Source organism: Nocardia sp. XZ_19_369 (assembly GCF_015355715.1).
Classification (GTDB): Bacteria; Actinomycetota; Actinomycetes; order Mycobacteriales; family Mycobacteriaceae; genus Nocardia.
Genome location: NZ_JACVED010000006.1, coordinates 634691 through 643395 on the forward strand (window position 1 = coordinate 634691; position 8705 = coordinate 643395).

The window sequence follows — 8705 nt, forward strand, 5'->3', positions numbered from 1 at the left end:
ACCAACCCCATGACCTCGAACAAAAGAGGAGGGGACGGGGGATGACCAACGAACAAGATCAGCCGCAGCCTGGAGCTTGCGGCGATAACACGACAGACAGCCCACGTCGACTACCGGGGGCGACTCGGGTTGCCGTCACAGGTGGCGCGGGCTTCATCGGAAGTCGGGTCGTGGCTCGACTGCTGCGGACGGGAAGTCGGGTCCAGGTGATCGACGATTTGTCGACCGGCAATATTGGCCAGCTCCGCGAAGCGATGGCACTCGGCCTGTCCGACAGCGACATCCACGTCGCTGATGTCCGCAGCCGCGACTGCACGGCCGTCATCGCGGAGTGGCATCCGGATGTGGTTGTACACCTGGCCGCGCAAGCGAGCTTGCCCGCCGCACTGCGTTCGCCGCTGGTGGACGCCGATATCAACATCAGGGGCAGCGTCAACGTGTTGGAGGCATGTACTCGCGCAGACGTGGGTTTGGTGGTATTTGCCGCCAGCGCAGCAATTTACGGCCAGGTTCGGCCGGACTGCCTGCCGGTCACCGAGCAGACACCGATCACGCCTTCCTCCCCGTACGGGCTGAGTAAAGCCACCGCCCTGCGCTATCTGGACCTGTTCGAACGCCATCGCGGGCTTGCATATGTCGCGTTGGCGATCGGAAACGTCTACGGCCCCAGACAGATCGGTGCCAACAGCGGCGTGATCCCTCGCATCGCCACAGCAGTCGTTCAAGGTAGGCCGCCCCACATTTCGGGAGACGGTCAGCAAACTCGCGACTTTGTCTATGTAACCGACGTCGCCGAGGCGGTCGTGTCGGCGTGCACTGGTCGTGGACGGGGACTGATCAACATCAGCTCGGGCCAAGAGGCCAGTATCAAAGAGGTTTTCGACGCGGTATGCACTGTTGCTGGAACAGCGATGGCACCGAGGTTTGTCCCGGCAGTACCCGGCGACGCGCGCCGGATGGTGATGGAAATCAGCCGGGCCCGCACGGTGCTTGACTGGCAGCCCAAGGTTGGGCTGGCCGACGGGATCGCTGCGGTTGTGCGGGACGCCCAGACACCGCGCGCGGAGGTCGCGGTATGAATCTGCGGTTCCGCACCTGTCATCTCGGACTGGTTCAAGTCAACCTGATCACCAATAGCCAAGCGGTTCTCGATGTTCTGGGCGAGTTCTATCAGATGGTCTGTGAGACTGATCCCCCTCTGCCGAGTTGGACAGTCGAGGCGATGGTCGCTCCACTGACGTCGGACATGGCCGTAAACCATTGGGGTGTCGGTTATTTGGCACAACCGCAATCCCAGCGAATCCAGTTGCACGCTACAGATCCTCGCCATTTGGCGATCACGGCACGCAAGACTGTCCGTGAGGTGCTGATCGACTATTGCGAACAGCGGCACTACATCATGTTGCACGCCTCGGCGGTGGCCGACGACGACAGGGTGATCGTCATCGTGGGCGATAAAGGCAGCGGCAAAACGACTATTGCTTTGAAGTCGGTTCTGTCGCATGGCATGCGCTACCTGTCCAACGACCACTTGATCGTCTATTCCGACATGGGCACTTCCCGGCCGACGCTGAAGTTGACGTCGCTGCCGACGCCGATACCTCTGAAGATCGGCACGTATCTCGACCTGGAGTGCCAACTTCCCCGGCCCTGGGACGTCGAGGGCCTAGAGATCGATGCCTACCGCAGCAAGGACCGCAAGGATGTCTACGGAATCGACCGGCGGGTGCTCTACACATTCCGCGGCCTCGGACAACAAAACCCGGTCGAGTTCGACCTCGGCGACAGCGGCACCGACCCGAGTGTTCTGGTGGTCTTGGCCGGCTACGCCAGCGGCGGTACCGGACGCGCAGAGATCGCTGATCCGGTGAGCGCGCTGATGCCGCATGTGCGCACAGATTGGATGTTCGACCGAAATCTCAACCAGCGCTATCTGCCCCGTTGTGAACGCGGTGTGCACGAGTACCGGGCCGACGCGCACAGGCTCGTCCGGAAACTTGCGGCCCGGGCATCGGTTGTCGAATGGCGTCACCGTGGCGACCCATCCGACCTTCTGGCACCGGTCGAACGCGAGGAGAATCGGTCATGATGCCACTGGTCAGTGTGGTAATTCCGACCTACAACCGCCCTAACATGTTGCGGTCAGCGCTGTCGAGCGTTGCAGGGCAACGCAATCTTGCCGACGAGATCGAAGTGATCGTCGTCAACGACGGAGGCAGCGAAGTCAAGCACGCAGTGGAGTTCGCCCGAGACAATGGCCTGTGTGCTCGGTTGATCAACCTCCCGGTGAACCGCGGCCTGCCGAGTGCCCGCAACATCGGGATCAACTCGGCCCGAGGGGAATTCCTTGCGCTACTAGATGACGATGACGTCTTCCTGCCCGATCATCTAGCGACCATGATCGCGGCGATCGAGTGCGAAAACGTCGAGGCGGCCTACGGAATCTGCCCCGTGAGTACCAGTCGAGTCGATCCGGCGCTGCCGCTGCCACCGCTCGAATTTTGGTCGCACCCCTTTGACTGCGAACTGTTGTCGGTGGCCAACTTCATCTCAGTCCATGCGGCCGTGGTTCGGATGCCACCTACCACCGCCCGCTACGATCCCGGATTGTCAGCGCTCGAGGACTGGGATATGTGGCTGCGGCTGACCCGGCAGCACGGCTACCGATTCCACCACGTACCGCAACCCACGGTGATCTATCACCGTCTGCCCGTCCAGCACAGTATGTGCGGGGCGACGATGTCCAACGCTGCCGCACTCTCGGTGTTCGGCAGGCTCGCCCAGCGGATCTGGGCGCGCTGGCCTGCGACGACGGCGCGATCACAACGGTTCCGTCTCTACATCGCGGTGGTGTACTGGCAGGCACTAACCGTGGTCGCCGAAGGCGGCACACTGGCCGGGGACTTCTTCCAGCGCTGTATCGGCGAGATCGCAACCACCTGGCACGGCGACCAATCCGAATCCGACCTACCCGCCCGCATCATCGACTCGATCCAGGAGCACCGTGCCGACATCGCCCGATGACCTTGCCACCGCCGCTTGCGCGGCAGACGTCGAGATCAACACCATCCTGCATCAGACCGACAAGACGGTATTGGGCAAGGGCACGCGCGCCGGTCAGCCTGTCGCCGTCAAATTCCTGCTCGACACCGATCCCTTCTGGGCGGCGAAATGGCGTCACGAGCTCGAGATCTACCAGGTTTTCGCTCGAACACCGCCGCCGGTGCGCGTTCCGCGACTCGTCGACACCGACAATGCACGGCTGATGGTGTTGGAATGGGTCGACGGCACGCCTGTGGACACCGACCGCTATCCGCAACAACCGATCACCGAGCACCACGCTGAGATGATCTTGTCCAGTGTCGCGGCCTTGCACCGCTGGCAGGCCCCCTTGAAGGCATTCGAGGTCATCTTCGACTACGCCGACCGCTTTCGCCGCTATCACACACTCGGGTATCTCGGCGACGCCGATCACGATGTCCTGCAACGGCTTCTCGCGACAACAGGACAACCCGATCAGCTCAACCACGGTGACCCGTTGGCCAGCAACATCCTGCTCGATGACCGCGATCAGGTCACGCTGCTCGACTGGGAGTTCGCCGGGCTGTTTCTGCCCGGCTTCGATCTGGCGATGCTGCACACCCAACTCGGTGCACACACTCCGCAGATCAAGAGCCACATCGACACCTCGGTAGCCGAGGCCGGCATCGAGACCCCCTTCGTCCTCAATCTGGTGACGGTGCTCACCCGGGAGCTGCGTATCCACCGCGAACTGCCCGAAAACCCACTCCGTGCGACCCGGCTTCCTCTCATCGAAACCGCCTGGAGCCAAGTGCAACAGCGCCTCCACCAGCTGGGATAGGAGCACCAAAGTGCATATCGCGATGGTCCATCGTGACCTCCACCAGCGCACTCGCGGCGGCATCTGCACGGTGTATCGGGCCCTCGCCGCCGCGGTAGCCTCCCGAGGCCATCAGATCACTCTGATCACGCAGGAAACGCCCGACCCGGTCACGGTCACCGGCGCGCAGGTTGTAGCGTTGCCGCGCACCGAGGACCTCGCGGCGCATCGCGCAGCGGTGGCAGATTTACTGTGGCGGATCGAACCCGATGTCATCGACTGCTCGACCTGGGAAGCCGAACTACTCACTTACCTCACCCAACACCAGACCGGCCGTGCACCGGTGCTGGTGCGAGGTGAATTCAGCGCCCGTACACTCGGCGCACCAGCGCTGGCCGAGGACGAACGCGAACTCCTCCGCCACGCCGACCGAGTGATCGCCGTCAGCCACTACGCCGCCCGCGACCTTCGCGACGCCTACGACATCCCGGCCCCCACCGTGGTTCACAACGGCATCGACCACACACGATTTCACCCCGGCCCAGCCCACTCCCCCGCCAGCGGGGTACAGGTCTCACTCAACGACAACGGCGAGCTGACCGACCCGAAGCCGATCTCGGCGCTACTCGAATCCGGTCGGTCAGTGCCACCATTCACCCCCGACCCACACGGTCGAATTCGGCTGGTGTGGGTCGGCAAGATCACGCCGATGAAGGGCTGGGATCTACTCGAGCAGATCGCGTTTCGCCTCCACGGCATCGCAACCATCACCGCGGTACTCGGCCACTCCGCCGCCTTCTGCCCGGTCACGTACAACGCTTCTCATCTCACAGTGCTCCACGACCTTGACGACTCCGACATGCCCGCTCTTTTTCGCAGCGCCGACTGGCTCCTCTCAACAAGCCGATGGGAGGGGTTCGGACTGGCCATCGCCGAAGCAATCGCTTGCGGCACACCAGCATTCCTCCCCGAAACCCTCGGCGTCGCCCCCGAGCTATTGGCCACCGGTGGCGGGCGCACCTACCGCGACGCTGACGATCTGGCCCGCCTCGTCACGGCCCAATCCCCGCCCAGCGCGGTCCTGCCGCGCCATTTCGACTGGGACCTCAACGCCGACACCACCCTCGATAACTACCGACAACTCCTCCAGGAGTGAGCCCATGCGGATTCTGCTGATCGGCCCAGCAGGCGGCGAAGGCAGCCTTCCGCCATACCTGAATGTCCTAGCGACCGCGCTACGTGACCAGGGAGCAAAAGTGGAACGGTTGGGCAGCGATGAAATCCCCTATGACCCAGTGCAATCGGCATTCTGGCCAGTCGAGCGCATCCTCGAAACCGCCGAACAACTACTCGCCACCATCGATCTCACGACCTACGACCTGCTCAGCGTCCACTACGGAAACCTCGAAATCGAGCAACTCCTCCCCAGCCTGTGGGCACAGCAGGAACACCCGCCCGCGATCTATCACGTCCATAGCCTGGACTGGACACTGTTCACCACGCACGTCCCCGACCCGCACCTTCGAACTCTCGTCGACAATGCCATCGACACCATGGACGGATTCGTCTTCTTCGGCGAATACGGCCGAACACAACTCGCGCGACGGCACCGCCTCGACGTCCCTTCGATCGTGAGCTGGCTCCCGACCACGATCCCACCCCACACCCGGGCCAACACGACGACAGAATTGCAGTCGGCGCTCGCCCGAGCTGACCAGCATCCCCTCGCCAGTCTCTACGGCTACGCCGCGCCATGGAAGGACATCCCAACCCTCACCCGCGCCTGCGTGCACACCCGCTATCCAGGCACGGTCGTAGTCGCTGGGCCGTTCTGGGACGAACCGCACCAAGCAGGAATTGATCTGAGCCGCGAAATCCGAACCGGCCAGAACCACGGTGCAACCGAGGTCGTCGTCGTGCCGGCTTATCTCGTACCCGGGGACCGCAAGGCCCTCGTCCAGAAGTCGGCCTTCGGAGTGTTTCCCTATCGCGAGCAGCCCACCTTCCAAGGCAGCGGCGCCATCGCCGACTACCTCGCCCACGGAATCCCTGTCCTGGCAACAGATATCGCCAACATGGCCGAACTAATCGGTGACGCTGGACAGATCGTCCGCCCCGGAGACGACATCGCCCTCGGGCACGCTACGAACCAACTCATCTCCGACACAGAGCATCGGAACAAACTCGTACACAACGCCCGACGGCGCTCACACTTATTCACCGCATCTCACCATGCAGCACAATGCCTACAGCTCTACGAGAAAGTCATCGCCAACCGAACGACGACACAATGAATCAGCACAGCGCGCCGGGCGAACTGCTGATCGCACGTCATGGCGAAGCGCACTGCAACCGCGACGGTGTCGTCGGCGGACCTGCTGGTTGTCGCGGCCTCACCGAGCACGGCAGATATCAAATCGAGCTGCTCGCACAGCGGCTCGGATGCCGCCAGTTTGACCACCCCGTCCACGCCCTCTACACCACCCCACTACGGCGCACACGGGAAAGTGCAGCCATCATCGGCATGCACCTCAACCTCACACCCGAAGTCATTCCGCAACTCGCCGAACAAGACCACGGCAGCGCTGACGGACGCCCCTGGCAAGATGTGGTCCGCGAATACGGCGACATCCCTGCCCTCGCCCCCGACCGGCCGCTGACACCTGACGGTGAAACATGGCGTCAATACCTCCACCGGTCCAGCCACGCCCTTCGCCAGATACTGGCCCAACACGACGGCGACCGCGTCCTCATCCTCGGACACGGCGAAACCGTCGACACCGCATTTCACACCTTCTTCGACCTACCCGCCAACACCCGATCCACAGCAGCCATCGCGACCTTTCACGCCAGCCTCACAATCTGGAAGCAACAACCGCTCTCCTGGACCACACCCGACGCAGGACTCCGCTGGACCTTGCCGTCCCAGAACGACATCCACCATCTCGCATCTATCGACGACGTCGTTCATCAACCATGACCCGCCTGCATTGGTTGACATCCAAGCAAGGACCGAGGGAGAGGAGGCGGCCCCCTACCGGACTGATGGATTACGGTGCGTCTTCACGCAGCTAACGCCTGGTGATCAAACTCGCCGTCGAGGACGCCAGCGGTGAATGCGGCCCACTCATCCGGCGTGAAGCGAAGAGTGGTGCCTTCTGCGGCGCAGAGATTCACACCACCCAACTGGTCCACCTCGATGGTCAGCTCAGTGGAAGCGCTCATGCGGTTCGTGATCGTCCCGAGGAAGGTACTCCACTGGTCCGCCTTGACGATGATGGTTGGCTCAGCCGCCGGATCGTTCGATTCGACGCGGCGGTACTTGCTATCGCGAATGAAAACCAGGGCACCGTCGATCGCTACCTCGACACAGTCGCCCCCGGTGTTGCCGCTGTAGCTGGACTTTCGCCACGCAAGGGGGCGGGTGATCATGGGGCGCTCCGTTCAGTTCTCTTCAAGCATCGAGATACGCCTCGCAATCATATCGGCGGATTCTGCTGGCGACATCGCTGCCTCGCACAGCCGGTCAGTGGCCAGTTTGTACCAGCGCAGCTGGTCCTCATCTTGAACGTAGAGGGCACCGGTCGAGTGCTCGACATAACCGATGCTTCGATCGTCAGGGAAGTGGAGCAGCACGAAGCTGCCGTTGATCCCGTCATGGACGGGCACGCTGAACGGCATGATGTGGAGCTCGACGTTCTCGCGCTTCATCAGGTCCAGCAGGTGCTGGAGTTGCTTTCGCATTACCTCTGGGCCGCCGACGGTGCGATGCAACACAGCCTCATCGATGACCGAGCGGAACTTCAGAGGCGCCGATTCGTCCGTTATCCGCTGACGAGCCATTCGGGCGCGGACGACCTGGTCAACCTCCAGTGGCGCAATGGCGATGCTGTTCGCGAACAGCGCCCGGGCATATTCCGGCGTCTGAACCTGTCCAGGCATCTTCATCGACTCGAACGCAAACAAGCTCTCGCACATGCCCTCCAGACCGACGAACGTCTTGAACCAGTCCGGCAAGACCTCGCCGAATGGCGTCCACCACGGGTTTTGATCGGCTCGGGATGCGAACGAGGTGACTCGTTCGATGTGTTTCTCGTCGACGCCGTAGAGGGCCAGCAGGATGCGGATGTCGCGTGGTTGCTGCGGGGTCTTCCCGGTCTCCAAGTAGTTGATCTTCGCAGTGCTGGAGCCGATGGCTTTTGCTGCTTCAGCCTGCGAAACGCGCGCACGATCACGCGCGACACGTAACTCGTATCCGATCAAGAAGCTCACGGCCGACGGATCTGCACGGCGATCTGACATCGAACACCTCCTCTTGGCGGGCACGACGAGGGTAGCGCACACCATCGACACCCCGATGTGGGCGGACATTCCATGGATGTATTGTGCTATGTAGACCTACATCGTAATCTACATCACATATAGCGCCACGGTGTGCGTAGTAGTACCTAGGTAACTAGGCACACAACACGCGGGAGTCATCTAGGTGGGTCGAAACCATGACTCTCCAAGTTGTCCGAGCTGTTTGCCGACATTGGCTCAAATCGAGGTAGGCCGCCTGCTCACGGCTCTCGATTTCGTCAATTCGCTGGCCCAAGAGGCGACTTATCGCTTCCGACCGGCGGGGATCGAGGACGTGATGTCAGTACATGTAGATCAAGCGTTAATTGCCTGCGATCGCAGCCCCCACACTGCGAAGTCAGTTGGCCAAGGGGGCTGGGTAGTGAGCTTCTTGCCGGGTCGCACGTTTAGTTTCGTGCAAGCCACGGCGGCGATTCAGGTCGCGGACGCGGTCGCGGAAGTCGAGCAGCTGTCAATGCTCTTCGGCCTGACTCCGCGGGAGGCGTTTGGGTTGGCGGTGCTC

Annotated in this window: 9 protein-coding genes; 7 read left to right on the plus strand and 2 right to left on the minus strand. The window is 62.2% G+C overall.

The window, feature by feature from the left end; translation table 11 throughout:
• Positions 1-41 precede the first annotated feature (41 nt).
• Genes IBX18_RS25130 through IBX18_RS25160 form a run of 7 tightly spaced genes read left to right on the plus strand, consistent with a single transcriptional unit; the run spans position 42 to position 6821 of the window.
• The gene (locus tag IBX18_RS25130; protein ID WP_194835947.1) at positions 42-1079 is read left to right on the plus strand and encodes an NAD-dependent epimerase/dehydratase family protein; all 1038 of its coding nucleotides are present in this window, start codon (positions 42-44) and stop codon (positions 1077-1079) included.
• A complete protein-coding gene (locus IBX18_RS25135) occupies positions 1076-2089 on the plus strand; it encodes a hypothetical protein (RefSeq protein WP_194835948.1) in 1014 nt (337 codons plus the stop codon). Before IBX18_RS25130 ends, IBX18_RS25135 begins: the two co-directional genes overlap by 4 nt.
• On the plus strand, positions 2086-3024 hold the full coding sequence (locus IBX18_RS25140; RefSeq protein WP_194835949.1) for a glycosyltransferase: 939 nt from the start codon (positions 2086-2088) through the stop codon (positions 3022-3024). Before IBX18_RS25135 ends, IBX18_RS25140 begins: the two co-directional genes overlap by 4 nt.
• Positions 3005-3862, plus strand: a complete 858-nt coding sequence (locus IBX18_RS25145; RefSeq protein ID WP_194835950.1) for an aminoglycoside phosphotransferase family protein — start codon at positions 3005-3007, stop codon at positions 3860-3862. The genes IBX18_RS25140 and IBX18_RS25145 overlap by 20 nt, the downstream gene beginning before the upstream one ends.
• A 10-nt stretch (positions 3863-3872) precedes the next feature.
• Positions 3873-4997, plus strand: coding sequence for a glycosyltransferase family 4 protein (locus IBX18_RS25150; RefSeq protein ID WP_194835951.1), 1125 nt, complete (start codon positions 3873-3875; stop codon positions 4995-4997).
• Positions 4998-5001: 4 nt separating this feature from the next.
• Positions 5002-6135 carry a glycosyltransferase gene (locus IBX18_RS25155; RefSeq protein ID WP_194835952.1) on the plus strand — a complete coding sequence of 378 codons (1134 nt, stop codon included), beginning with the start codon at positions 5002-5004 and terminating at the stop codon, positions 6133-6135.
• Entirely contained in the window at positions 6132-6821 is a 690-nt protein-coding gene (locus tag IBX18_RS25160; RefSeq protein ID WP_194835953.1) for a histidine phosphatase family protein, read from the plus strand. Before IBX18_RS25155 ends, IBX18_RS25160 begins: the two co-directional genes overlap by 4 nt.
• A gap of 83 nt (positions 6822-6904) precedes the next feature.
• Here IBX18_RS25160 and IBX18_RS25165 read toward each other — a convergent pair whose 3' ends face one another.
• Positions 6905-7273, minus strand: coding sequence for a DUF397 domain-containing protein (locus IBX18_RS25165; protein ID WP_194835954.1), 369 nt, complete (start codon positions 7271-7273; stop codon positions 6905-6907).
• Positions 7274-7285: 12 nt separating this feature from the next.
• Positions 7286-8143, minus strand: a complete 858-nt coding sequence (locus IBX18_RS25170) for a helix-turn-helix transcriptional regulator (protein WP_194835955.1) — start codon at positions 8141-8143, stop codon at positions 7286-7288.
• Positions 8144-8705 lie beyond the last annotated feature (562 nt).

Excerpts from the sequence above, each read along its gene's own strand:
- IBX18_RS25130 (WP_194835947.1), top strand. The coding sequence starts at position 42 with ATGACCAACGAACAAGATCAGCCGCAGCCTGGAGCTTGCGGCGATAAC.
- IBX18_RS25135 (WP_194835948.1), top strand. The coding sequence starts at position 1,076 with ATGAATCTGCGGTTCCGCACCTGTCATCTCGGACTGGTTCAAGTCAAC.
- IBX18_RS25140 (WP_194835949.1), top strand. The coding sequence starts at position 2,086 with ATGATGCCACTGGTCAGTGTGGTAATTCCGACCTACAACCGCCCTAAC.
- IBX18_RS25155 (WP_194835952.1), top strand. The coding sequence starts at position 5,002 with ATGCGGATTCTGCTGATCGGCCCAGCAGGCGGCGAAGGCAGCCTTCCG.
- IBX18_RS25160 (WP_194835953.1), top strand. The coding sequence starts at position 6,132 with ATGAATCAGCACAGCGCGCCGGGCGAACTGCTGATCGCACGTCATGGC.
- IBX18_RS25165 (WP_194835954.1), bottom strand. The coding sequence starts at position 7,273 with ATGATCACCCGCCCCCTTGCGTGGCGAAAGTCCAGCTACAGCGGCAAC.
- IBX18_RS25170 (WP_194835955.1), bottom strand. The coding sequence starts at position 8,143 with ATGTCAGATCGCCGTGCAGATCCGTCGGCCGTGAGCTTCTTGATCGGA.